A 24,363-nucleotide genomic window follows, 5' to 3' on the forward strand; every position below is an offset into this window, starting at 1 on the left:
CTGCGACGGCACCATTCGCCGTTCGGGTGCGTCAGAGTTCCTGACTTGAACTAGGAGACCTCGGACCAAGGGGGAGCTGACCGGTGGGTGGGCACAAGGTCGATGCCGACGCGATGGCGTCCGCCTCGAAGAAGATGACCGAGTTCGCGGAGGACGTGACCGACGGCACCAAGGAACTGGAGAAGTCCAAGATCACCGCGAAGGAGTTCGGCGAGGCGCACGCCACGCACGCGGAGACCTACACGACTTCCGTCGCCACGCTGTCCGCCGCGGTGAAGGGGTACACCACGGCGCTGACCGGCTTCGCCGCGAACATCGCCGCCGGTGGCGCGTCCTACACCGCCAACGACCAGTCCCAGTCGTCCGCCATGAACAACGCCGGGAGCAACTGATGGCCAAGACGTGGGAAGAAGTCAAGGCCGTACTCGACGATCCGGCCGTCTCGCCGGACAAGAAGCAGGCCCTGCTGCAGTCCTGGTCGAGCAGCAGCGCCGAAGCGTGGGACGCCGACGACGCCAAGCGCGCCGAGATCTCCAAGTACCAAGAGGCGTACAACGGCTACCCGATCGGGCTCGGGAGCGAGAAGTTCACCGACGAGCTGTACGACGACGCCAAAAAAGAAGGCTCGGAGAACACCTACAACGAGCGCGAGCACCAAAAGGACGTCGACGCCGGCAGAACAGCGCTGGACAGTTCGCGACCGCCCGCCCCCGGCGGCGGTGGCACGAAGATGTCCGACGAACTGCTCAAGCACGGTGAACCCAGCCTGCAGGTGTTCAAGGACTTCGGCCCGCTGCTCGGCAAGCTCCCGGCGGACTGCCGCGGCCGCACGCGCGCGCTCGACTACAACACCGACATCAAGAAGCGGTACGAGGAGCAGAAGGGCATCAACTTCGCGGAGTTCCTGACCGACTCCTCGGACTTCTCCATCGCCGCCGGCCAGGTCCGCCAGGCGCTCAAGGACACGCGCGGCCAGCTCGACGGCCTGTCCGACAGCTGGACCGGGCCCGCCGCCGACAAGGCGAACGAGCACTACAACGAGAAGATCAACACCCCCGGGGACGAGCTGGTCGGCTTCCTCGAGGGCGCCTCGTCCGCCACCTCGACCGCGGTGGACGCGGTCTACCAGCTGGTCAAGGGCAAGGTCGACGCGGTCATCGAGATGCACACCACGATGGTGGGCAAGGCCGACGTCGACATGGCCACCACCGTGATCAACATTGCGAACGACTCCGCGGCCGGCAAGGACGAGATGGAGAAGGTCGCCGGCTGGATGGACGTCAACTTCGGCACGAACATGCGTGAGAAGTTGAACGACGACGGCTGCTGCGATGACGACGACATCAAAAAAGAGGGCATCCGCCTCGCCAAGCAGTGGATCCAGAACCAGTTCAACGTCGAGATGTGGGACGGTCTCTGGACCAGCTTCGACACGCTGTGCAAGGACACGAAGGAATTCGTGGACGAGGCCTACACCCAGCTGACCGACGTGATGGGCAAGGCGGAGAACGGCTTCGCCAACGCCGCGGCGGAGAACCCGCCGCCGCCGAAGGAGAAGGAAAAGGGCGGCGGTGGCGACACCGGCGGTGGTGGCGGTGGCACCGGCGGTGGCGGCTCCGGTTCTGGTGGCGGGGGCACCGGTTCCGGCGGTGGCGGCACCGGTGGCGGTGGCACGCCCGGCGCGACCGAGCCGCCGTCGGCCGAGGACGACAAGGGCACCAACCCGATCACCGGCAAGCCGCTCGAGGTCGACCCGGAGACGGGCAAGCCGTACCCGATCGACCCGGAGACCGGCGAGGCCATCAAGGACGCCGGTGACGACGACGACACGATGACCGTCAAGCAGGGCGACAACGAGATCACGATGTCCGAGCCGGGCAAGGACGGCAAGATGGACATCTCGCTCGACGACGGCACCCCGCCGCCGAAGGAGTACAAGCTCGACTTCGGCAACGGCGAACTCGGCCCGGACGGCAAGCCCGTCGAAGGCGCCGAGGGCGCGGCGGGTGCCGAGGGCGAGGAGAAGGTCTACAAGCCCGGTCCCGACGGCAAGATCGTCATCGAGGAAAACGGCGTCAAGATCACCGCGGAGCAGCCGCAGGGGCCGAAGGGCCCGACCGTGGTCACGGTCGACGACGGCAAGGGCGAGCCGGTCACCTACACGCTCGGTGCGGACAACAAGGGTGAGAAGGACGCGCTGAACGGCCTCGACGACTCCGACCCGACGGGCGGTGCGGGCAAGCCCGACGCCGTGGGCGCGGGCGGCGGCGGTGCCTCCGGCGAAGGTGCTCCCGGTGAGGGCTCGGGCTTCAGCTCGCCCGGTGGCCTCGACCTGCCCGAGGACGGCGAGGTCGAGACCAAGCCGGCCGCCGACGGTGGTGCCGGTGGCTCGGGCGGCGGCGGTGCCGGCGGCGACAGCGGTGGTTCCGCGGGTGGTGCCGGTGGCAGTGGCGGCAGCGCGGGCGGGGTGTCCGGCAGTGCCAGCGGCGACCTCGGCAACACGGGTTCGCTGTCCGCTGGTGCGCAGGTCGGCGCGGCTTCGCCGGAACCGGCCGCGGCCGGTCTCGGTTCGGCGCCGGGTGGCGCCGGGGTCGGCGCGGCGCCGGCTGCCGCGGGTGCCGGGGCGGGCGCCGGTGCCATGGGTGGCGGCATGGGCATGATGGGCGGCATGGGGGCCATGGGCGGTGGCGCCGGTGGTGGCCAGAGCGGCGACCAGGAGCGCAATTCCAGCCAGTACAAGGTCGCGGGCAACATTTTCGAGACCAGTGGTGCCGGTGGCCGGATCAGTGGTTCCCTGGACGAGGAAGGCGACCGCTCCATCCGGTACGACCGGTGAGCGCGCGTGAGGAGTGCTGATGAGCATCACTGACGAAGTGGCGCGGATGCGGGAGCGGCTCGAGGGCCTCGTCCGGGAGCAGGCCGATCGCCGCGCGCTGCGTGACCGCCAGGCGGAGGAAGCCAAGGCGAAGGCCCAGGACTACATGTCCAAGCAGATCCAGGCGGCCGAGCGGTACGTCGACCACCGGCGTGAGCTGGGGCGGCGGGAAAAGGAAGCCGGCGGCTGGGCGACGGAGAAGACGCTCGCCGACAAGAGCAACGTCATGGGGTTCGGCGTCGAGGACGACGAGGAGGGGCCTGGGTTCACCGGGCATCCCGTCAACACGGCGCCGCCGATGACCAGGGCGGAACCGCAGCAGGCCGGAGGGTGGCAGGCGCCGCCGCCCGCGGCGCCCGCGCCGGAACCGGTCGCGGTGGCCGAACCGGCTCCGGCCCCGCGCCGGGCGGGCAGGCACGCCCGCCGGGAAGAGTCCTTCGACGACGACGACTTCTCGAACAACAGCTGGATGAAGTAGCCCGGAAACCTGCTTTTGCCCGCAGAAGACGCTCGACCCCGTGGGGGCCGGGCGTCTTCCGCGTTGGCGGGTCAGCTCAGGCGTCGGTGAGTTCGAGCGAGTCGTCCACCGCGATCGTGGCGTTCTTCACATCCGCCTCGAGCAGCGGCCGGTACTTGTCGGTGCCGGTGAGGTGGGTCAGGAAGAAGGCCGCGAGCAGGGCGCGGACCAGGCGCTGCGTGCCGCGGTGGGGCTTGCCGTGCAGCAGCAGGCCGCTCCAGTGCCTGCCCTCGGTGATGCCGAGGTGTGACGACTTGCCGAGGTAGCGCAGCTGGGCCGGGCCCTGCCAGGCCTTGGCGATGGCTTCGGCGTGCCCGACCGGCGGGGCGACCAGGTCGCCGTCGGCGGCGAGGTGCAGCGACGGCACGGTGAGGCGGCGCGCCGCCTCGGAAGCCGGCGGAATCGTCTGGGCCGCGTTCACCGTGGCGACCGCCTTGACGTCGGCTTCTGCGGCCGAAAGCACGGCGGCGCCACCGCCGGTGGAGTGCCCGGCGAGGCCGAGCTTGGCCGGGTCGACGCTGATGCCGTCGGGGCCGAGGCGGACCTTCGTGACCAGCTCGAGCGTGGTGCGGAGGTCGGTGGCGAACAGCCGGTGCGAGGGCAGCGGCCCGCGCTGGGTGGCGGGCGCCGCGGCGACGATGCCCCAGCTCGCGAGGTGGCGGAGCAGTTCGCGGTAGCGGGTGGGCGGCTGGAGCCAGCCGTGCCCGAAGGCGATCGCGGGCAGACCGAGCCCGGCTCGCGGGGTGAAGACCACGCCGGGCACGCCGACCAGGCCCAGATTGCCCCGGAGCACTTCGTGCGGGCCTGGGTGGGACAGCTCTTCGAGCAGGTGCTTGGGCTTGGGCGCCATGCCGGGAGCCTACTGCCAGCGCCCCTCCCCAGCCCGGCGACACCAACCTGCTTCTGCGGGCAAAAGCAGGTGACCTGCTTTTGCCCGCAGAAGCAGGTCGACGGGGGTTGGGGATGTGCCGGGCGAGGGGGCCGATGGTGCCTCGTTACCCTGGTGGGCGTGTGCGGAATCGTGGGATATGTCGGTCATCGGCAGGCGCTGGACGTAGTGCTCGGCGGGCTCCGGAGGATGGAGTACCGGGGATACGACTCGGCGGGCGTCGCCGTGCTCGACGGCGAGGGCGCGCTGAACGTCGAGCGCAAGGCCGGCCGCCTGGCGAACCTGGAGGCCCAGCTCGACCTGACCGGGCGCAAGGAGTTCGCGGGCACCGCCGGCATGGGCCACACCCGCTGGGCGACGCACGGCCCGCCGGTCGACCGCAACTCCCACCCCCACCGCGACGTCAGCGGCCGCGTCGCGGTCGTGCACAACGGCATCATCGAGAACTTCGCCACCCTGCGCGCCGAGCTCGAGACCGAGGGCGTCGAGCTGAGCAGCGACACCGACACCGAGTCCGCGGCGCACCTGATCTCCCGCGCCTACGCCGACGGCGACACCGCGGGTGACTTCGCGGCCAGCGTCCGCTCGGTCTGCCGCCGCCTCGAAGGTGCCTTCACCCTGGTGGTCACCCACGCCGACCAGCCGGACACGATCGTCGCCGCGCGCCGGTCCTCGCCGCTGGTCGTCGGTGTCGGCGAAGGTGAGACCTTCGTCGCTTCCGACGTCGCCGCGTTCATCGAGCACACCCGCGAGGCCGTGGAGCTGGGCCAGGACCAGGTCGTGGTGATCACCCGCGAGGGTTACGAGGTCAGCGACTTCGCCGGCGAGCCCGCCCAGGCCAAGCCGTTCACCGTGGACTGGGACCTCTCGGCCGCGGAAAAGGGCGGCCACGAGTACTTCATGCTCAAGGAGATCGACGAGCAGCCCGAGGCACTGGCGAACACGCTGCGCGGGCACTTCGACAACGGCCGCATCATCCTCGACGAACAGCGCCTGTCCGATCAGGACCTCCGCGACGTCGACAAGGTCTTCGTGATCGCCTGCGGCTCGGCCTACCACTCCGGCCTGGTCGCCAAGTACGCCATCGAGCACTGGACGCGCCTGCCGGTCGAGGTCGAGCTGGCCAGCGAGTTCCGCTACCGCGACCCGGTGCTGGACCGGGACACCCTGGTCGTCGCGGTCTCCCAGTCCGGTGAGACGGCCGACACGCTCGAAGCCGTCCGTCACGCGCGTGAGCAGAAGGCCAGGGTGCTGGCGGTCTGCAACACCAACGGCGCGCAGATCCCGCGTGAGTCCGACGCGGTGCTCTACACGCACGCCGGTCCGGAGATCGGCGTCGCCTCGACCAAGGCCTTCCTCGCGCAGATCGCCGCGAACTACCTGGTCGGCCTGGCGCTGGCGCAGGCGCGCGGCACCAAGTACCCGGACGAGGTCGCCCGCGAGTTCGCCGAGCTGGAGGCGATGCCCGCCGCGGTGCAGAAGGTCCTGTCCACTGTGGACCAGGTGAAGGCGCTGGGCAGGCAGATCGCCGACTCGAAGGCGGTGCTGTTCCTGGGCAGGCACGTCGGCTTCCCGGTGGCGCTGGAGGGCGCGCTCAAGCTGAAGGAACTGGCGTACATGCACGCCGAGGGCTTCGCGGCGGGTGAGCTCAAGCACGGTCCGATCGCGCTGATCGAGGACGGGCTGCCGGTGGTCGTGGTGATGCCGTCCCCGAAGGGGCGCGCGGTGCTGCACGCCAAGCTGGTCTCGAACATCAGCGAGATCCAGGCGCGGGGCGCGCGGACGATCGTGATCGCCGAAGAGGGTGACGAGACGGTGCGCCCGTTCGCCGACGAGCTGGTGGAAATCCCGGCGGTGCCGACGCTGCTGCAGCCGCTGGTGTCGACCGTGCCGCTGCAGGTGCTGGCGGCGGAGATCGCGCGCAGCCGCGGGTACGACGTGGACAAGCCGCGTAACCTGGCGAAGTCCGTCACCGTGGAGTAGGGCGGGGAGGCCACCGCGTGCTGGGAATCTGGACCACCGACCGGATTCGGGCGGCCGAGGAGAAGCTGCTGGCCGTCACGCCCGAAGGCGCGCTGATGCACAAGGCCGCCTTCGGTGTCGCGGTGCACGCCGCGGAGATGCTCGCCGAGCACACCGGACGGGTGGCCGGAACGCGGGTGGTCCTGCTGGTCGGCGCCGGAAACAACGGCGGCGATGCGCTTTGGGCCGGCGCCTTCCTGCGCAAGCGCGGTGTCGCGGTGACCGCGATTCTGCTGAACCCGGAACGCGCCCACACGGCAGGCCTCGCCGCCCTGCGCCGCGCCCGCGGGCGGCTTCTGCGGGCAGAAGCAGGTGGGCCCGCGATCGAGCGGGCGGACCTGGTGATCGACGGGATCGTGGGGTTGTCCGCGCGGGGCCCGCTGCGTCCGGACGCGGCGAAGCTGGTGGACCAGGTGAGCGCGCCGGTGTTGGCGGTCGACCTGCCCAGCGGCGTCGACCCGGACACCGGCGAGGTCAACGGCCCCGCCGTCCGCGCCACGCGCACGGTCACTTTCGGTGCCCGCAAACCGATCCACGTCCTCAACCCCGACTTCTGCGGGCAAACGCAGCTCGTCGACATCGGGCTGGCCGGTGAGCTCGGTGAGCCGGACCTGGTGCAGCTCGGCGTCGCCGATGTCGCGGCGGCCTGGCCGATCCCGGGGCCGAACGATGACAAGTACACCCAGGGCGTGACCGGGGTGGCCGCCGGTTCGGCCACCTACCCCGGCGCGGCGGTGCTGGCCACGGGGTCGGCCGTGCTGGCGACCTCGGGCATGGTCCGTTACGCCGGTTCGGCGGCGGACGTCGTGCGCGCGGACTGGCCGGAGGTGGTCGGCACCGGTTCGGTGACCGACGCCGGGCGCGTGCAGGCGTGGGTGACCGGGCCGGGCATGGGCACCGGGAACGAGGGGCGCGAGACGCTGCGGCACGTCCTCGACCAGGGCGTTCCGGTCTGCGCGGACGCCGACGCGATCACGTTGATCGCGAAGTTCCCGGACGTGCTGGACGCGCGCGACCCGGGCACGCCGCTGGTGCTGACGCCGCACGCCGGGGAGTTCGAGCGACTGACCGGGGCGGCGCCGGGCGCGGACCGACCGGCGGCGGCACGCGCCGCGGCGCGCCGGTTCGACGCGGTTGTCCTGCTCAAGGGGCACAGCACGGTGGTCGCCGCGCCGGACGGCCGGACGCTGGTGAACGTGGCGAGCGGCTCGTGGCTGGCGACGGCCGGCTCGGGGGATGTGCTCTCGGGACTCATCGGCGCGCTGCTCGCGGCCGGCTTGGATCCGTGGCTGGCAGCCGGGGCGGCGGCACACGTGCACGGGCTGGCCGCCCACCTGGCCGCCGATGGCGTGCCGGCCCCCGCCTCGAAGATCCAGGCGGCGATCCCGGCCGCCATCCGCGCGATCCGCGCCTCCATCACCCGCTGACCAGCGGCTTCCCCTCTCTCTGTACCTCAGCGCACCAGCCTGCCCGTTTTGTCCGAACCTGCTTTTGCCCGCAGAAGCAGGTTTGCGACAGCTGGGCGTAGTTATCGCATTTTGTGTTAACAACGGGCCGAAGCTCTGGTAAGAATGGGGCCGTCGCGGCATGCGCGAGACCGCATGCGTCTGACCCAGTCCTTCGGAGGAGCCAATGGCGGCACCGGGTGCTCGACCTGCTTTTGCCCGCAGAAGCCTGTTGCGCGGGGTGGTGGGGGGTGGGGTGGTCGCGGCGCTCGGGGCGTGCGGCGGTCGTGAGGACGCGGTCCGCCTGGCCACCGACGATCGCTGGCGGCAGTTCGCCGGGACCACGCTCAACCTGATCTCCGAGAACACCGCGCCCACCGCGGCCATCGCCGCCAACCTGCGGCCGTTCACCGAGCTCACCGGCATCAACGTCAACATCATCACGCTCGAGCTCTCCGCCATGGTGCAGAAGGTCGCGCTCGACCTCGCCGGCGGCGAGTCCCAGTACCACGTGATCTACGCCGACCCCTACCAAGTCCTCGCTCCCTACTCCAAGGGGCTCGTCGATCTACCTGCTTTAGCGGGCGAAAGCAGCCTGCCGCCGCTCGAGGGTGGGTTCGGGGACTTCATTCCGACGCAGCTCGACGCGGCCGGCCGGTTCGGCGATCGCGACAAGATTTTCGCCCTGCCCTACGACTGCCCCACGATGATCTGGCAGTACCGCGCCGACCTCTTCGAGAAGCACGGCCCCCGCATGGCCCAGGACCTCGGCTTCGACCCGACCCCCGGCCTCGACCGCACCTGGGAGGAGTACTTCCGGATCGCCCGCTGGTTCAACGACCACACCGACGACGTCACCTTCGGGGCGGGCCAGCAGGCCAAGCAGCACGACTCCCTGATGTGCGACTTCTCCAACGTGCTCTGGGCCTACGGCGGCGACTACTTCGACAACGGCAAGGAGATCGGCCTCTACGGCACGGTCGATCCCGGCCCCTGCCGCCTCGGGTCCGAGGCGGCGATCGCCGCGGCCGAGGTGTACCAGCGCCTCCTCCAGGTCGCCGACCCGTCGTCGAAGACCTGGGACTGGAACGGCCTCGCCCCCGCGCTCAGCTCCGGGCGCGTCGCGATGTGCGTCAACTGGCACGAGTACGCCGCCGCCAACGAGAAGGCCATGCCCGGCAAGTTCGGCTACGCCCCGCTGCCGCGCGGCCCGGCCCGCTCCGCCAACCACTACGGCGGCTGCGGCATCGCGATCAGCGGCAACACCCTGCCCAACCAGCGCCGCGCCGCGTGGTTGTTCGTGAACTGGGCGACCTCCCCGCAAACCCAGCTCGCGAACCTCAAGAGCAGCGCGGGCGGCGGCACGCCCACCCGCGATTCGGTCTACCGGCTGCCCGAAGTCCGACAGGCCGAACAACGCCCGTCACCGATGCCGAACATTCTCACCGCGCCCGCGGTCTCGCGTGCCTGGGAACCGGAGAACATCGGACTGCGGCCGAAGATCCCCATGTGGAACGAGTGCGACACGGCGATCTACACCGAACTGTCCAAGATGCTCGCCGGTGATTCGAGCCCCGCCGAGGCCATGCGCGCGGCCGCCACCCGGATCGACCGGATCACCGCCAGGGGGTGGTCGTCGTGAAGAAGCTCGGCTTCCACGGCCGGATGATGACCCCGGGCATGCTGCTGCTCGCCGCGTTGTCGTTCATCCCGCTGTTCACCGTCATCGCGATGAGCTTCAGCCGCGTGCGGCTGCTCGGCGGGGTGTCGTTCGAGTGGGTCGGCCTGGAGTACTGGATCCGCTTCTTCACCGACCTGGACCTCGGTCTGCAGTGGCTGCGCACGCTGGCCTTCTTCGTGCTCACCGTCGGCCTGGAAATGGGACTCGGCATCGTTTTCGCGCTCTGCCTGTGGAAACTGGCGCGCGGGCGCAACACCGTGCTCAGCCTGTTCCTGTTGCCGATGTTCGTCGCGCCGGTGATCGTCGGGCTGCTCGGCCGGTTCCTCACCGACTCGACCTTCGGGCTGTACGCCTGGGTGTTCAGGCTGCTCGGCTACGAGGAGGACATCCTCGGCAGCGGCACCTCCGCGTTCGTCGCGGTGGTCGCGATGGACGTCTGGCAGTGGACGCCGCTGATCGCGCTGATCACCCTGGCCGGACTGACCTCGGTGCCGCTGAGCGTGCGCGAGGCGGCCGCGCTCGACGGCGCGAGCGGCTGGCAGAACCTGCGTCACATCATCCTGCCGTCGATCTCCAGCGTGCTGCTGGTCGCGCTGCTGATCCGCTCGATGGACGCGATCCGCTACTTCGACATCATCTCGGTGACCACGAACGGGGGTCCGGCCGATGCCACCAAGGTGGTGCCGATCCGCTTGTACGAAACGGCTTTCCGGTTCTTCGACCTCGGCTACGCGGCGGTGATCGGGCTGGTCATGCTGGTGGTGTCGATCATCATCGCGCGGACCTTCGTGCGGTTGCTGGACAAGAAGGGACTCGCGCGATGACGACACCGGTCGACCGCAGCCCGTTACGCGCGCGCTTGAGCGTCCGGGTGATCGTGCTCCTCGGTCTGTTGTGGACGCTCGTGCCGCTGGTCTGGATGGCGTTGTCGTCGTTCAAGTCCGACACCGACGTCACCTCGCCCGAGCCGCAGGTGTTCTTCGAACCCACGCTGGACAACTACGCGAAGCTGTTCAGCGGCGCGAACAACCTGGGCCCGTACATCCTGCACAGCGTTTTCGCCGCCGGGATCTCCTCGGTTCTGGCCGTGGTGCTGGGCGCACTCGCCGGCTACGGCCTCGCGGGAACACGCTTTCGCGGGAAGAAGCATGTCGCGTTCTGGATCATTTCGACGCGCATGGCGCCGATCGCGGTGGTGGTGCTGCCGTTGTTCCTGCTCTTCCGCGGTGCGGGACTGATCGACAGCATCCCCGGCCTGGTCCTGGCCTACCTGACCTTCAACCTGCCGTTCGCGATCTGGCTGATGAGCGCCTTCTTCGCGGAGATCCCGCCGTCGGTGGAGGAGTCGGCGCTGGTCGCGGGCTGCACGCGCTGGCAGGCCTTCCGGCACGTCGTGCTTCCGCTGACAAAAGCAGGTTTGGTCACCACGTTCGTGCTGTGCCTGGTGTTCTCCTGGAACGACTACGCCTTCGCGCTGGTGTTCAGCGGCCCGGACTCGCAGACGCTGCCGATCGCGGCCGACCAGCTGGTCACCCAGACCGGCATCGACTGGGGGCAGCTCACCGCCATCGGCACCATAGTGGTGCTACCGATGATCGTGGCCGGCCTCGCCGTGCGGCGCTGGCTGGTCACCGGGCTGACGCTGGGTGCCGTGACGGGAGAGTGAGCATGAGGAAGATCCCCGGAACCATGAAGGTTTCCGTATTGCACGGGGTGGGGGAGGTGGTGCTGGAGGAACGTCCCGTGCCCGAGCCGGGCCCGCACGAGGTGCTCATCCGGGTCACCGCAGTGGGCACCTGCGGTTCGGACGTGCACTACTACGAGCACGGCCGCATCGGCGACTTCGTGGTGCGCGAACCGCTGGTGCTCGGCCACGAACCGAGCGGAGTGGTGGTCGCCAGGGGGGCCGAGGCGCGGGCGCACGAGATCGGCCAGCGCGTCGCGATCGAGCCCGGGGTGCCGTGCTCGACCTGCGAGCAGTGCACGATCGGCCAGTACAACCTGTGCCCGGACATGCGGTTCTTCGGCACCCCGCCGATCGACGGCGCGTTCGCCGAGTACGTGGTGCTGCGCGAGGACTTCGCCTACGCCGTGCCGGACGAGCTCTCCGACGAGGCGGCGGGCCTGCTCGAACCGCTGTCGGTCGGGGTCTGGTCGTGCCGCAAGGCGTCGGTCGGACCGGGTGCGCGCGTGCTGATCACCGGTGCCGGGCCGATCGGGCTGGTCGCCGCGCAGACCGCGCGGGCCTTCGGTGCCACCGAGATCGTGGTCACCGACATCAACGCCGAACGCCTCGCACTGGCCGCCGAACTGGGCGCCACCGCCACCATCGATGTGTCCAAAGAGGACTTGTCCGAGTCCGCCTTCGAACCGGACGTGCTGCTGGAGTGCTCCGGTGCGCCGCGGGCCATCGGGGCGGCGATCCGCAAGGTCGGTCGCGCAGGCCGGGTGGTGCTGATCGGCATGGGCGGCGACGAGATCCCGTTGCCGCTGGCCCACGTGCAGGGCTTCGAGTTGGAGGTCACCGGCACCTTCCGGTACGCCAACACCTGGCCGACCGCGATCGCGCTGGCCGCCGGTGGGGACGTCGACCTCGACCGGCTGGTCACGCACCGGTTCGGGCTGGACGAAGTCGAGAAGGCGCTCACCATCGCGAAAACCGATCCCAGCGTGATCAAGCCCGTGGTGCTGCCGCAGGTGGCGCATGCCTAGAACCCGACCGTCGGACGCCGCCGTCGAGCAGCGTCGCCAGGACGTGCTGCGCCGGGTGATCGAACTCGGCGAGGTGCGCATCGACGACCTGACCGAGGCGTTCGGCGTGAGCCTGATGACCATGCACCGCGACCTCGACGACCTCGCCGAACGCCGCCTGCTGCGCAAACTCCGCGGCAAGGTCGAGGCGTACCCGGCGCTGACCATGGAGACCGCGACCCGCTTCCGCGAAGGGCTCAACACCGCGCTCAAGGAGTCGCTGGCCGAGGTGGCGATCGCCGAAGTCCGCCCTGGCCAGACGGTTTTTGTCGACGACTCGACCACGTTGTTCCCGCTGATGCGGCGGATGGCGGCGATCTCGCCGCTGGTAGTGATCACCAACTCGATGAGTGCGATCAAGATCTTCGGTCCCGCCGAGGGGATCGAGCTGATCGTGATCGGCGGCAGGTATAACGCCGAGTTCGAGTCGTGCATCGGGCCGGACGCGCTCGCCGCGCTCGACCGCACGCGCGCCGATCTGGGCTTCGTCTCGGTGACCGCGGTGGCAGGCGGGCGGTTGTACCACCCGGTGCAGGACTACGGGGAGCTGAAGCGCGGCGTGCTCGGCATGGCCAACCGGAACGTGCTCGTCGCCGACCACTCGAAGTTCGGGAAGACGGCCACCTACGCCCACGGTGACGTCTCCGCCTACGACCTGGTGATCACCGACGGCGGCACGCCGGCGGACGAGGTGGCGGCCATGCGGGACCTGGGGGTGGAAGTCGTGTACGCCAACGGAAAGGACTGAGCATGCGCGCGGTGGTGATCGAGGAACCCGGCACGGTGACGGTATCCACAGTGGACGACCCGGCGCCGGGGGCCGGGCAGGTGGTGGTGGCGGTGTCGGCGTGCGGCATCTGCGGGACCGACCTCCACATCGTCGACGGGGAGTTCGCGCCGACGCCCTACCCGATCGTGCCGGGGCACGAGTTCGCGGGTGAGGTGGTCGCGCTCGGTGAGGGTGTGACCGGACTGGCCGAAGGTGATCTGGTGGCGGTCGACCCGTCGCTGTTCTGCGGGGAGTGCCACTACTGCGCGATCGGCCGCGGGAACCTCTGCGAGCGGTGGGCGGCGATCGGGGTCACCACGAACGGTGCCGCCGCGGAGTACGCGCTCGCTCCGGCGGGGAACTGCTACCGGCTGCCCGAGGGCGTCGACGTGCGGGAGGCGGCGCTGATCGAACCGCTGTCGTGCGCGGTGCGCGGGTTCGACCTGCTGCCGCGGCGGCTCGGGGAGCACTACCTGATCTACGGCGCGGGCACGATGGGCCTGCTGATGCTGCAGCTGGCGCGGGTGGCGGGCGCCGGTTCCCTGTCCGTGGTCGACCTCAACGCCGACCGGCTTTCGACCGCGAAAGCACTCGGTGCCGACGCGGTGGCTGCGAACGCCGACGACCTCGACCGGCCGCAGGGCTGGGAAGTGGTGATCGACTGCACCGGCGTGGTCGCGGCGATCGAGGACGCGCTGACCCGCGTCCGGCGGGGCGGCACCTACCAGCAGTTCGGCGTGGCCCCGGCCGAGGCGACCGCGTCGTTCTCGCCGTTCCGCGTGTACAACGACGAGATCACCATCGTCGGCAGCATGGCCGTGCTGCACAGCTACGGGCGCGCGGTCGAGCTGATGGGGCGGGGCGCGGTGGACGCCAGAACGATGATCAGCCACTCGCTCGCGCTCGACGAGTACCCCCGCGCACTGGACATGTTCCGCGCAAGTACTGGACGGAAGCTCCAAGTCCGGCCAGGCTCGTGACCATGCACACTCCCACGCTGGTCGCCGGAGTCGACACGTCGACCCAATCGGCGAAGGTGGTGATCTGCGACGCCGAGACCGGGACCGTGGTCCGCGAAGGCCGCGCGGCGCACCCGGACGGCACCGAGGTCGACCCGAAGCACTGGTGGACGGCGTTCACCGAGGCGGCCGACGGCCTGCTCGACGGGGTCTCGGCGATCGGCGTCGGCGGTCAGCAGCACGGCATGGTCGCGCTGGACGAGGACGGCGAGGTGGTGCGGCCCGCGCTGCTGTGGAACGACACGCGCTCGGGGCCGCAGGCGCAGGACCTGGTCGCCGAACTCGGCGGGCCGGGCGCCTGGACGGAGGCGGTCGGCTCGGTGCCGGTCGCCAGCTTCACCATCACCAAGCTGCGGTGGCTCGCCGAGCACGAGCCGGAACTGGCCGCGCGGGTGGCGCGCGTGGTGCTGCCGCACGACTGGCTCAACTGGCGGATCCTGGGCCGCCCGGACCGCGTGACCACCGACCGCGGGGACGCGTCCGGCACCGGGTACTTCTCGCCCGCCACCGGCGAATACCGCACTGACCTGCTCAAGCGCGCCTTCGGCCGGACCCCCGCCCTCCCGGACCTGCTTTTGCCCGCAGAAGCAGGTGGGCACACGTCGGACGGGGTGCTGGTGTCGGCCGGGACCGGCGACAACATGGCGGCCGCGCTCGCCCTCGAACTCGGCCCCGGCGACGTCGTGGTCTCGCTCGGCACCAGCGGCACGGTGTTCGCGGTGTCCGAGACCCCGCCCGCCGACGCCTCCGGCACGGTCGCCGGTTTCGCCGACGCCACCGGCCGCTTCCTCCCGCTCGCCTGCACGCTCAACGCGGCCAGGGTGCTCACCGCCACCGCCGACCTGCTCGGCGTCGACCTGGCGGGCCTCGACAACCTTGCTTTGGCCGCAGAAGCCGGTGCGGGCGGGTTGACCCTGCTGCCCTACCTGGACGGCGAGCGCACCCCCAACCTGCCGGATGCGAACGGCACCTTGCTCGGCCTGACCAGGTCGAACATGAAGCCGGAGAACTTGGCTCGCGCGGCTGTGGAAGGCATGCTGTGCGGACTGGCCGCCGGTCTGGAGGCGATCGCCGGGCACGGGGTCGAACCGCGCCGGGTGCTCCTGATCGGCGGCGCCGCGCAGTCGGCCAGCGTGCGCGCGGCCGCGCCGGTGATCTTCGGCCTCCCGGTCGAGTTGCCCGCGCCCGCCGAGTACGTGGCGCTCGGGGCCGCCCGCCAGGCGGCCTGGGCGCTGGCCGGGACCACCGCGCCGCCGAGCTGGCGGGGTTCGGACGTGCTGCGACTCGGTGAGCCGGACACCGACGCGGGCCAGGACATCCGGCAACGGCACCACGCCGCCCGCGAACTCGTGCACGCGCGAGCGTTAGGAAGGGAAAGCTGAATGGCGACGATTACCTACGACAAGGCGTCCAGGCACTACTCCGGAGCCGACCGTCCCGCGGTGGACGCGCTCGACCTGGAGATCGCCGACGGTGAGTTCCTGGTGCTGGTCGGGCCGTCGGGCTGCGGCAAGTCGACCAGCCTGCGCATGCTCGCCGGGCTGGAGGACATCGACGACGGCTCCGTCTGGATCGGGGACCGCGACGTCACCCAGCTGCCGCCGCGGTCGCGGGACATCGCCATGGTGTTCCAGAACTACGCGCTCTACCCGCACATGACGGTCGGCCAGAACATGGGCTTCGCGCTGAAGATCGCGGGCAAGCCCGCCTCGGAGATCAAGGAGCGCGTGCGCGACGCGGCGAAGCTGCTCGACATCGAGCAGTACCTCGACCGCAAGCCGAAGGCGCTCTCCGGTGGTCAGCGCCAGCGCGTGGCGATGGGCCGCGCGATCGTGCGCGAGCCGCAGGTCTTCCTGATGGACGAGCCGCTGTCGAACCTGGACGCCAAGCTCCGCGTGTCCACCCGCACGCAGATCGCCGCGCTGCAGCGCCGCCTCGGCGTCACCACCGTCTACGTCACGCACGACCAGGTCGAGGCGATGACCATGGGCGACCGCGTGGCCGTGCTGTCCGACGGCGTGCTGCAGCAGTGCGACACCCCGCGTGCGCTGTACGAACGCCCCGCAAACGCTTTCGTCGCCGGGTTCATCGGCTCGCCGGCGATGAACCTCGTCGCCGCCTCGCTCACCGAGGACGGCGCGAACGTCGGCGGGGCGAAGGTGGCCCTGCCGCGCGAGATCATCGCCCAGGCCGGTGACGACGGCGTGACCGTCGGTTTCCGCCCGGAGTCGCTCGAAGTGGCGCAGGAGGGCGCGGGCACCATCCCGGTCAAGGTGGACCTCGTCGAGGAACTCGGCTCGGACGCGTACTGCTACGGCAAGCTGGCCGGTGACGACCCGGAGGCGGGCACCACGGTGGTGGCGCGGGTCGACCCGCGGACGCCGCCGTCGATGGGTGACACGCTGCACTTCCGCGTGCGGCCGGACGAACTGCACGTGTTCTCCGCCACCACCGGAGCCCGCCTGGAGTGACCCCTGTGGGAAAATGGGCTGGTCATGAGCCCAGACCCCTTCCCACGCGCTGAAGTCCGCATCGACCTGGACCTGATCCGCCACAACCTCGCGCTGCTCGCCGGGCGCGCGGCCGCCTCCGGCGCCGCGACCATGGCGGTGGTGAAGGCGGACGCCTACGGGCACGGTGCGGTGCCGGTCGCGCGCGCCGCACTCGAGGCGGGCGCGACCTGGCTCGGCGCCTGCTCGCTGGCCGAGGCGTTGACCTTGCGCGAAGCGGGTATCCAGGCGCCGATGCTGGCCTGGTTGGACACCGCGGACACCGACTACACCCCCGCCGTCGAGACGGGGGTGGACCTCGGCCTGAGCAACGCCGGTGAGCTGGAACGCGCGGCCGACGCGGCGCGGCGAGCCGGTGGCCGCGCGCGCGTGCACCTGAAGATCGACACCGGGTTGTCCCGCAACGGCTGCCCGCCGCACGCCTGGCCCGCGCTGGTCAAGTCGGCCGCCGCCGATCCCGCGGTCGAGGTGGTGGGCATCTGGTCGCACCTGGCCTGCGCGGACGAACCCGGCCACCCGTCGATCGACAGGCAGGCTTCGCGGTTCCAGCAGGCGTACGAGGTCGCGCTCGAAGCGGGCCTGAACCCGGTGCGCCACCTGGCGAACTCGGCGGCCACGCTGACCCGGCCGGACCTGCACTTCGACCTGGTGCGGGTCGGGATCGCGATGTACGGGCTCAACCCCGTGCCGCAGCAGGAGGACCTGCGCCCGGCGATGACCTTCCGCTCGTCGGTGGTCTCGACCAAACGGGTCGAGGCGGGCGAGTCCGTCTCCTATGGACACACGTGGACCGCCGACGCGGCGACCACGCTGGCGCTGGTGCCCAGCGGGTACGCGGACGGCGTGCCGCGCACGTTGTCTGGCCGGCTGGACGTCTGGCTCGACGGAAAACGGCGGCCGGTGGTCGGCCGGGTCTGCATGGACCAGTTCGTCGTCGACTGCGGTGACCACGAGCCGGCGCCGGGCGCCGAGGTGGTGCTGTTCGGCACCGGCGAGGGCGGGGCGCCGACGGCCACCGAGTGGGCGGACAAGATCGGCACGATCGACTACGAGATCGTCACCGGCATGTACCGGCCGCGGGTGGCGCGCAGCTACGCGGGGCAGCGCTGATGGCGGCTCCGTCACGGAGACTCCTGGCGATCGCCGGTGGGATCGGCGCGGTGCTGACCGGGTCGGCCGCCGCCGCGATCACCATCGCCACCCAGCAGAAGCGGCATCGCGTGGACCCGTTCGGCGACGAGCCGCTCGGTGAGTTGAAGCCGGATCGCACGTCGACGGTGGCCGCGGACGACGGCACCCCGCTGGCGGTCGCCGAGGTCGATCCCGCCGACGGCGGCCGTCCCGCGCTGACCCTCGTCGGCGTGCACGGCTTCGCGCTTTCCCAGCTCAGCTGGCATTTTCAGCGGCGGGATCTGGCGTCGCTGACGCTGCCGCGCGTGCGGCAGGTCTACTACGACCACCGCAGCCACGGCCTGTCCGGCGCGGCGAACCACGAAACCAGCACCATCGAGCAGCTGGCCGAGGACCTGCACGCGGTGATCCGCGCGGTCGCGCCGGACGGGCCGCTGGTGCTGATGGCCCATTCGATGGGCGGCATGGTCGTGATGGAACTGGCTCAGCGGCACCCGGAGCTGTTCGAGGACCGGGTGCGCGGGGTGGCGTTGATCGCGACGGCCGCCGGTGAGGTCGGTACCCGCGGCATCCCGCGCGGGCTGCTGTCGAAGTACAACCCGCTGACGCGCGGAGTGAGCGAGCTGGCGGGCTGGCAGCCGGGGCTGGTGGAGTTCGTGCGGGCGGCAGGCGGGCAGCTGACGCGGCAGGCGGTGCGGCGGCTGGCGTTCGGTGCGCGGGACGTCAGCCCGCGGATCGTCGACTTCATGCTGGAGATGCTCGAAGTGACGCCGGTGCTGGGGCTGGTGAACTTCGCCGACACGCTCGGCAGCCACAACCGGTACGCGGCGCTGGCCGGGCTCAAGCACGCGCACGTGCTGGTGATCGGCGCCGACTCGGACCGGGTGACGCCCTACTCGCACGCCGAGCGGATCGCCGCCGAACTGCCGGACGCGGAGCTGGTGCGTGTGCGCGGGGCGGGGCACATGGTGCAGCTGGAACAGCCGGAGCTGGTGAACAGCCACCTGATCGACCTAGTGCAACGGTGCGCCGGTGTGGACGGCGCGGATTCCTCACGACGACTGTGGCGGTGGCTGAACCGGTGAATTTCGAGTGCACGACCCCGGAGGACACGATCGAGTTCGGCCGTTCACTCGGCCGTGAACTGCGGGCGGGCGACCTGGTCCTGCTGGCCGGGCCGCTCGGGGCGGGCAAGACCACGCTGACCCGGGGCATCGCCGAAGGGCTCGGGGTGAGCGGGCGGGTCAGCTCGCCGACCTTCGTGCTGGCGCGGGTGCACCCGGGGCCGGTGCCGCTGGTGCACGTCGACGCCTACCGGCTGGGTGGGGACCTGGCCCAGCTGGACGACCTGGACCTGGACACCGACCTGGAGGCGTCGGCCGTGGTCGTCGAATGGGGTGAGGGCTCCGCCGACCGCCTGTCCATCGACCACCTCGTGGTGCGGCTTTCGCGGGCAGAAGACGACGTCCGCACGATCACCCTCGAACCACACGGCAGCTGGCACTCCCGCACCCCCCTCCTCCCCACCCCCTGACCGGCTTCTGCGGGCAAAAGCCGGAAACCTGCTTTTCCCCGCAGAAGCATGTTTGCCTGGTCAGAGGGTGTGCAGGACGGTGTACAGGGCGTCCTCGATGCCCGGCAGGTCCTCGTGGCCGAAGTCGGGGTACTCGCGCAGGGACTTGGTGCCGGTGAGCTTGTTGTAGGCGGCGAACTGGGTCGACGGCGGGCACACCACGTCCTCCAGCGCGACCGTCCAGTCGACCCGGGCCCGGACACGCGGAGCGAGGTGCTGGATGTCGATGTACCCGAGTCGGGTGAAGATTTCCTCGCGGCGCCGGTGCAGCGGGTCACGCTTCCGGAACCACGTGGTGATCTCGTTGTACGGCGCTTCCCCGAGCGCCAGCTCCCACGCGCGCTCGTAGTCCGATAGGAACGAGAACACCGCCGCGACCAGCGCGATCCGTGGTTCGAGCGCCGCGCACGCGAGGCTCAGCGCGCCGCCTTGGCTGTGCCCGGTGGTGGCCACCCGGTCCGGGTCGACGCCGGGCAGGTCCATCACCGTGCGCGCGAGGCGGACGGTGTCGAGGAACGCGTGCCGCATGTGCAGCTGGTCGGCGCCTTCTTCCAGGCCGAGCAGCAGCTGGTTGCTCACCGCCCAGCCGGTGGCCGTCGCGCCCCAGCCCTGTCCGCGCATGTCCATCGCGACCGCGGTCTGCCCGCGCGCGACGTACGCGAGCAACTCGGTCCAGGGCGTTGACCTGCCGTTATAGCCGTGGAAGAAGAGCACGGCCGAGCCTTCGGTGTCCGTCAGCGGCCGCGCAAGCCTGGCGTGGACGCGGACGCCGCCGACGCCGGTGAACTCCAGGTCCTCGCACCGGGCGAACGGCGCCGAGAACTCGGCGGGCCTGATCTCGACCTGTGGCTCGGTCGCGTCCAACTCGGCGAGGGCCTTCTCCCAGTAACCGTCGAAATCGGCGGGGCGCGGGTTGGTGCCCTGGTAGCTCCGGAGCTGCTCCGGCGACAGATCGAAATTCAGCGGCATGCGGACGGCTCCCTCGAACTCAGACGATCACCGTCATCCTAGGAGGCGCCCATCATGCTTTTGCGGGCAAAAGCAGGTTGGCGAGGGTGAGGACGTCCAGGTCGGCGCGGGGTTTGCCGATCAGCTGGACGCCCATCGGCAGGCCGTCGGCGTTGAAGCCGGCCGGCATGCCCAGCACCGGCACCCCGGCCAGCGACCACGGCGCCACGGTCTCCATCCACCGGTGGTACGTGTCCATCTCGCGCCCGCCGACGGTGGTCGGCCACGGCGTGCCGACGTCGAACGGGAACACCTGCGCGCTCGGCGCCAGGATGAAGTCGAAGTCCTCGAAGAACCGCAGCAGCGCGTCCAGCCACCGCGTGCGCTCCAGCGAAGCCGGGCCGAGGTCGGCCGCCGACAACTTGAGTCCCTGCTCGAGTTCCCACACCAGCTCCGGCTTCAGCTGCGCCCCCGGCATCCGGTGCAACGAACCCAGGTTCGCCGCGACGTTGAACCCCCGCCAGGTCAGCACCGCCTGCCACACGCGGTCCATCGGGTAGTCCGGCACCGCGTCGACCACTTCGCAGCCCAGTGCGGTGAACCCGGCGAACGCGCTCCGGCAGACGTCCAGCACGCCCGGGTCCATCGGCAGGTACCCGTCGAAATCGCCGACCCAGGCGATCCGCGTGCCGCGGAAGTCGCGCGGGGTGAGCGGCGGCATGAACATCGACGGGTCCTCGGCGATGCCCAGCGGCGCCCGCGGGTCCGGCCCGGCCAGCACCGACAGCAACGCGGCGACGTCGGCGACCGTCCGGCCCATCGGCCCGGCCGTGTCCAATTGCGCCACGAAAGAGGTCGACGGCACCCTTCCGAGCGACGGCCGGAACCCATACGTGTTCGTGAACGCCGCCGGGTTGCGCAGCGAACCGAGGTAGTCGCTGCCGTCGGCCACCGGCAGCATCCGCGCCGCGACCGCCGCCGCGGCACCACCGCTGCTGCCGCCCGGCGTGCGCGACAGGTCGTGGGGATTCCTCGTCGGTCCGTACACCGGGTTGTAGGTCTGCGAGCCGAGCCCGAATTCCGGCACGTTCGTTTTGCCGATGACGATGCCGCCCGCGTCCTTCATCCGCCGCACGAAGAGGTCGTCGTGCTGGGCGATCTGGTCGGCGAAAACCGGCGACCCGTAGGTCCACGGCAATCCGGCCGCGGCCGAAAGGTCCTTAACCGCCAACGGAAACCCGTGCAGCCAGCCGCGGTTCGGCTCCTTGTCCCGCTCAGCGGCCTCTCGCATGAGGTCGTCGCGGTCGCGCAGCGCGACGATCGCGTTGAGCTTCGGGTTGTGTTCCTCGATCTGGTCCAGGTACGCAGCCATGACCTCGGTGCACGACACCTCGTGGAGCCGGATCTTCTCGGCCAGGTCCACCGCGTCGAGTTCGACCAGGCTCATCGGCTGTCCTCCACGTGCGGGGCGATGCCTTGCGCGACACCGAGTTCGACGACGTCCTGCGGTCGCAGGCGCAGCTGGTTCGCCGTTTCCGGCACCTCCGAAGGGTCGCGCTTGAGGATCGACGCCGCGGCTTCCGGTGAGGTGACCGAGAAGTAGCTGTCCGGCGTCATCCACGTCCGCCCGGGCGCGGCGAACGCCAGCGCCCCACCGGAACCACCTTCACCGATCACCAGCGAAGTGATCGGCACCTTCGCGCTCGCCACCGCGAGGAACAACTCCGCGATCGACGGACCCGCACCGGAACCTTCGGCAGCGGCGTCATTCGCCGCACCGAGAGTGTCCACAATGGTCAAAATGGGCAGGCCAAGGCGATCGGCGAGCGAGACCAACCTGGCAGCGGTGCGGAACCCGGACGGCAGTGTCGGCGTACCGGCCTGAGTCACATAGGCGATGGTTTCCCCGTTGCGCTTGCCGAAGCCGCAAAGCACGCCGGGATCGCGGCCGCCGCAGAGGTCTCCGCTGATCTCTTCGCGTTCGTCGAAGTAGTGATCCAAATAGGACTGTGCGCGTGGGCGTTCGGCCGCGCGGGCGTTTCGCACTGCCTCCCAACCGGTTTCCGGAAGTTCCTTGCGGCCCAGTGCGGGTGGAACCGGCGCTTCCGTGGCAGCCGGTCCGGCGAGCAGGCCGAGCCAAGACGCGAGCACGCCGGGCAGCTCGTCTGGTTCGACCACTGCGTCGATATGCCCTGATTCGTATTGCGCCTCCGCGGTGTAGGCGTGCGCGTCGCCGGGTGGGCGGACGCGGGAACCGGCAAATCCTACCTGTGCCTGGGAAAGCGCGAGTGTGACATCCGCGCCCGCGCCCAAAGTCGCCCAGCCGCCGCCGGTTGCCGGGTCGCGGAGGACCGCGATCTGGGGCAAACCGGCTTCTCGGGTCAACGCGATCTGCCGGGCCACGCGCTGCAATTGGGACAACGCGCGCATGCCTTCCTGCATCCGGCTGCCGCCGGTCGCGATCAGGAAAACGAGTGGCAGCCGCAATTCCCGGGCTCGGACGAAGGCGGCCTCCACCCGATCGCCGGTGCGTCCGCCCATCGAGCCGCCGAGGAAACCGAACTCGAAGGCGATCACCGCCGCCTCGGTTCCACCGATTCGGCCGTGGCCGCACACCACGGATTCGCTTTCCCCGGTGCGTTTAGCCGCTTTAGCGTGTGCTTCGTCGTAACCGGGCCAGCTGATCGGACCGTCCACTTCGGAATATTCGACCGGTCCGTAGTCGAACTCGGCGAAGCCGGTGGCGACGGTCTCGATCACGGCACGGGCCGACAGCCGCTCAGGCACCGAGAGCTCGCTTCATCACCTTGCCCATGTCGTTGCGTGGCAACGCTTCCACGAACCGGACCACCCGCGGTCGCTTGTGCGGGGTGAGTAGCCGTGCCACGTGGTCGACCAGGTCTTGTTCTGCGGGCTTCGGTCCATCCGGGACGATCCAGGCGACGATGCGCTCGCCGAGATCGGGATCGGGTTCGCCGGTGACCGCGGCCTCGGCGACCCCGCTGTGCTCCAGCAGCGCGTTCTCGATCTCCCCGGCGCCGATCTTGTAACCACCGCTCTTGATCAGGTCGGTGGCCTTGCGGCCGACGATGCGGAGGTATCCGTCGGCGTCGCGGGTGGCCATGTCGCCGGTGCGGAACCAGCCGTCGTCGAACACCTCCGCGGTCGCGTCGGGGCGGTTCAGGTACTCGGTGAAGAGATTCGGCCCGCGCACCTGGATCTCGCCGACGGTCTCGCCGTCGCTGGTTTCGATGGCCTGGCCGGATTCGTCGACCAGCCGCACGTCCACCCCGCGCAACGGCACGCCGACGGTGCCGGGCTTGCGCTCGCCGTCGGCGCGGACACTGGTGTTCATCAGGGTTTCGGTCATGCCGTAGCGCTCGATCACCTGCTGGCCGGTGGCCGCGGTGATGCGCTGGTGGTCGTGCACCGGCAGGGCGGCCGAACCGGAGACCAGGATCCGGGCGCCCCGCAGCGCGGATGCGAGTGCCTCGTTGGTTTCCAGCTCACCGGCGATGCGGTGGTACATGGTGGGCACGCCGAACATCATCGTGCCGCGGCCGGCCAGTTCGGTGGCGAGCGCGGCGGTGGAGAACTTGCCGAGGTGGATCACCGATCCACCGCGCCGCAACGGTCCGAGCATGCCGAGGATCAACCCGTGCACGTGGAACAGTGGCAACCCGTGCACCAGCACGTCCTCCGCGGTCCACTGCCACGCGTCCTCCAGCGTGTCCAATGTGGACGAAATGGCGCGACGCGGGAGCACCACGCCCTTCGGTGGCCCGGTGGTGCCCGAGGTGTAGACGATCATCGCCGGGGCTTCGGCATCGGGCTCGGGAAGCGGGAGGACCTCGCCGCTGGTCAGCTCGATGTCCTTGCGTGCCAAGTCGTGCAGGCCCGCGGGGAGCTTGGCCTCCGCTTCGGCGAGCACGAGCGCGGGCGCGCTGTCGGCGATGATGTGCTCGAGTTCGCGTTCGCCGATCTTGGGGTTGATCGGCACGGCGGGCACTCCGGCCCGCAGCGCCGAGACGACGGCGACCGTGGTCTCCAGCGTGGACGTCGCCCACACCGCCACCTTCGCTCCCGGCGGCAGGTCGCGCAGGCTCGTCGCGAGGGTGCCGGTGACGGCGGACAGTTCGGCGTAGCTGAGGGCACGGTCGCCGAACCGGACGGCTTCCTGGTCGGAAGCCTGTTCGAGGGCGGGGAACAAACGCACGCGGAACCTCCTCGGTA

21 protein-coding genes are annotated in these 24,363 nt (G+C 70.4%); 16 read left to right on the plus strand and 5 right to left on the minus strand.

Annotated features, from left to right (window positions below; genetic code table 11):
• The first annotated feature begins 83 nt into the window (after positions 1–83).
• From JYK18_RS15940 to JYK18_RS15950, 3 genes are read left to right on the plus strand one after another with little or no spacing between them, the layout of a single operon-like run.
• A complete protein-coding gene (locus JYK18_RS15940; protein WP_206802796.1) occupies positions 84–392 on the plus strand; it encodes a hypothetical protein in 309 nt (102 codons plus the stop codon).
• Positions 392–2,836, plus strand: a complete 2,445-nt coding sequence (locus JYK18_RS15945) for a WXG100 family type VII secretion target (RefSeq protein WP_206802797.1) — start codon at positions 392–394, stop codon at positions 2,834–2,836. Before JYK18_RS15940 ends, JYK18_RS15945 begins: the two co-directional genes overlap by 1 nt.
• A 19-nt stretch (positions 2,837–2,855) precedes the next feature.
• The gene (locus JYK18_RS15950) at positions 2,856–3,353 is read left to right on the plus strand and encodes a hypothetical protein (protein ID WP_242579142.1); all 498 of its coding nucleotides are present in this window, start codon (positions 2,856–2,858) and stop codon (positions 3,351–3,353) included.
• A gap of 76 nt (positions 3,354–3,429) precedes the next feature.
• On the opposite strand, the gene JYK18_RS15955 is transcribed toward JYK18_RS15950, so the two are convergent.
• Positions 3,430–4,242 (minus strand): dienelactone hydrolase family protein, encoded by an 813-nt coding sequence (locus tag JYK18_RS15955; RefSeq protein ID WP_206802798.1) that lies wholly within the window; start codon positions 4,240–4,242, stop codon positions 3,430–3,432.
• A 159-nt stretch (positions 4,243–4,401) separates the two neighbouring features.
• Here JYK18_RS15955 and glmS point away from each other — a divergent pair, with 159 nt between their 5' ends.
• The 13 genes from glmS to tsaE all read left to right on the plus strand — a co-directional run bounded on the left by glmS (position 4,402) and on the right by tsaE (position 19,143).
• Entirely contained in the window at positions 4,402–6,264 is a 1,863-nt protein-coding gene (gene glmS / locus JYK18_RS15960; RefSeq protein ID WP_206802799.1) for a glutamine--fructose-6-phosphate transaminase (isomerizing), read from the plus strand.
• Positions 6,265–6,281: 17 nt separating this feature from the next.
• Positions 6,282–7,730, plus strand: coding sequence for an NAD(P)H-hydrate dehydratase (locus tag JYK18_RS15965; RefSeq protein ID WP_206802800.1), 1,449 nt, complete (start codon positions 6,282–6,284; stop codon positions 7,728–7,730).
• Positions 7,731–7,989: 259 nt separating this feature from the next.
• Positions 7,990–9,390 carry an extracellular solute-binding protein gene (locus JYK18_RS15970; RefSeq protein WP_307796006.1) on the plus strand — a complete coding sequence of 467 codons (1,401 nt, stop codon included), beginning with the start codon at positions 7,990–7,992 and terminating at the stop codon, positions 9,388–9,390.
• Positions 9,387–10,253: a sugar ABC transporter permease gene (locus JYK18_RS15975; protein ID WP_307795922.1), complete on the plus strand. Its 867-nt coding sequence runs from the start codon at positions 9,387–9,389 to the stop codon at positions 10,251–10,253. The genes JYK18_RS15970 and JYK18_RS15975 overlap by 4 nt, the downstream gene beginning before the upstream one ends.
• The gene (locus JYK18_RS15980; protein WP_206802802.1) at positions 10,250–11,095 is read left to right on the plus strand and encodes a carbohydrate ABC transporter permease; all 846 of its coding nucleotides are present in this window, start codon (positions 10,250–10,252) and stop codon (positions 11,093–11,095) included. Before JYK18_RS15975 ends, JYK18_RS15980 begins: the two co-directional genes overlap by 4 nt.
• Positions 11,096–11,118: 23 nt before the next feature.
• Positions 11,119–12,141, plus strand: coding sequence for an NAD(P)-dependent alcohol dehydrogenase (locus JYK18_RS15985; protein ID WP_206802803.1), 1,023 nt, complete (start codon positions 11,119–11,121; stop codon positions 12,139–12,141).
• On the plus strand, positions 12,134–12,928 hold the full coding sequence (locus tag JYK18_RS15990; protein ID WP_206802804.1) for a DeoR/GlpR family DNA-binding transcription regulator: 795 nt from the start codon (positions 12,134–12,136) through the stop codon (positions 12,926–12,928). The genes JYK18_RS15985 and JYK18_RS15990 overlap by 8 nt, the downstream gene beginning before the upstream one ends.
• A 2-nt stretch (positions 12,929–12,930) precedes the next feature.
• A complete protein-coding gene (locus JYK18_RS15995; protein WP_206802805.1) occupies positions 12,931–13,929 on the plus strand; it encodes a zinc-dependent alcohol dehydrogenase family protein in 999 nt (332 codons plus the stop codon).
• A gap of 2 nt (positions 13,930–13,931) precedes the next feature.
• On the plus strand, positions 13,932–15,350 hold the full coding sequence (gene xylB, locus JYK18_RS16000) for a xylulokinase (RefSeq protein WP_206802806.1): 1,419 nt from the start codon (positions 13,932–13,934) through the stop codon (positions 15,348–15,350).
• Positions 15,351–16,439 (plus strand): ABC transporter ATP-binding protein, encoded by a 1,089-nt coding sequence (locus JYK18_RS16005; protein WP_206802807.1) that lies wholly within the window; start codon positions 15,351–15,353, stop codon positions 16,437–16,439.
• 24 nt (positions 16,440–16,463) lie between these two features.
• A complete protein-coding gene (gene alr / locus JYK18_RS16010) occupies positions 16,464–17,588 on the plus strand; it encodes an alanine racemase (RefSeq protein WP_206802808.1) in 1,125 nt (374 codons plus the stop codon).
• Entirely contained in the window at positions 17,588–18,694 is a 1,107-nt protein-coding gene (locus JYK18_RS16015; RefSeq protein WP_206802809.1) for an alpha/beta fold hydrolase, read from the plus strand. The genes alr and JYK18_RS16015 overlap by 1 nt, the downstream gene beginning before the upstream one ends.
• Positions 18,691–19,143 (plus strand): tRNA (adenosine(37)-N6)-threonylcarbamoyltransferase complex ATPase subunit type 1 TsaE, encoded by a 453-nt coding sequence (tsaE, locus tag JYK18_RS16020; RefSeq protein WP_206804263.1) that lies wholly within the window; start codon positions 18,691–18,693, stop codon positions 19,141–19,143. Before JYK18_RS16015 ends, tsaE begins: the two co-directional genes overlap by 4 nt.
• Before the next feature lie 60 nt (positions 19,144–19,203).
• Here the strand turns inward: tsaE and JYK18_RS16025 are convergent, their stop codons facing one another.
• From JYK18_RS16025 to JYK18_RS16040, 4 genes are read right to left on the minus strand one after another with little or no spacing between them, the layout of a single operon-like run.
• The gene (locus JYK18_RS16025; protein ID WP_206802810.1) at positions 19,204–20,151 is read right to left on the minus strand and encodes an alpha/beta fold hydrolase; all 948 of its coding nucleotides are present in this window, start codon (positions 20,149–20,151) and stop codon (positions 19,204–19,206) included.
• A 52-nt stretch (positions 20,152–20,203) separates the two neighbouring features.
• A complete protein-coding gene (locus JYK18_RS16030) occupies positions 20,204–21,577 on the minus strand; it encodes an amidase (RefSeq protein ID WP_206802811.1) in 1,374 nt (457 codons plus the stop codon).
• Positions 21,574–22,917 (minus strand): carboxyl transferase domain-containing protein, encoded by a 1,344-nt coding sequence (locus JYK18_RS16035; RefSeq protein WP_206802812.1) that lies wholly within the window; start codon positions 22,915–22,917, stop codon positions 21,574–21,576. Before JYK18_RS16035 ends, JYK18_RS16030 begins: the two co-directional genes overlap by 4 nt.
• Positions 22,910–24,346, minus strand: coding sequence for an acyl-CoA synthetase (locus JYK18_RS16040; RefSeq protein WP_206802813.1), 1,437 nt, complete (start codon positions 24,344–24,346; stop codon positions 22,910–22,912). The genes JYK18_RS16035 and JYK18_RS16040 overlap by 8 nt, the downstream gene beginning before the upstream one ends.
• Positions 24,347–24,363 lie beyond the last annotated feature (17 nt).

Origin of the sequence: Amycolatopsis sp. 195334CR (assembly GCF_017309385.1) — a bacterium.
In the GTDB taxonomy this organism is placed as follows: domain Bacteria; phylum Actinomycetota; class Actinomycetes; order Mycobacteriales; family Pseudonocardiaceae; genus Amycolatopsis.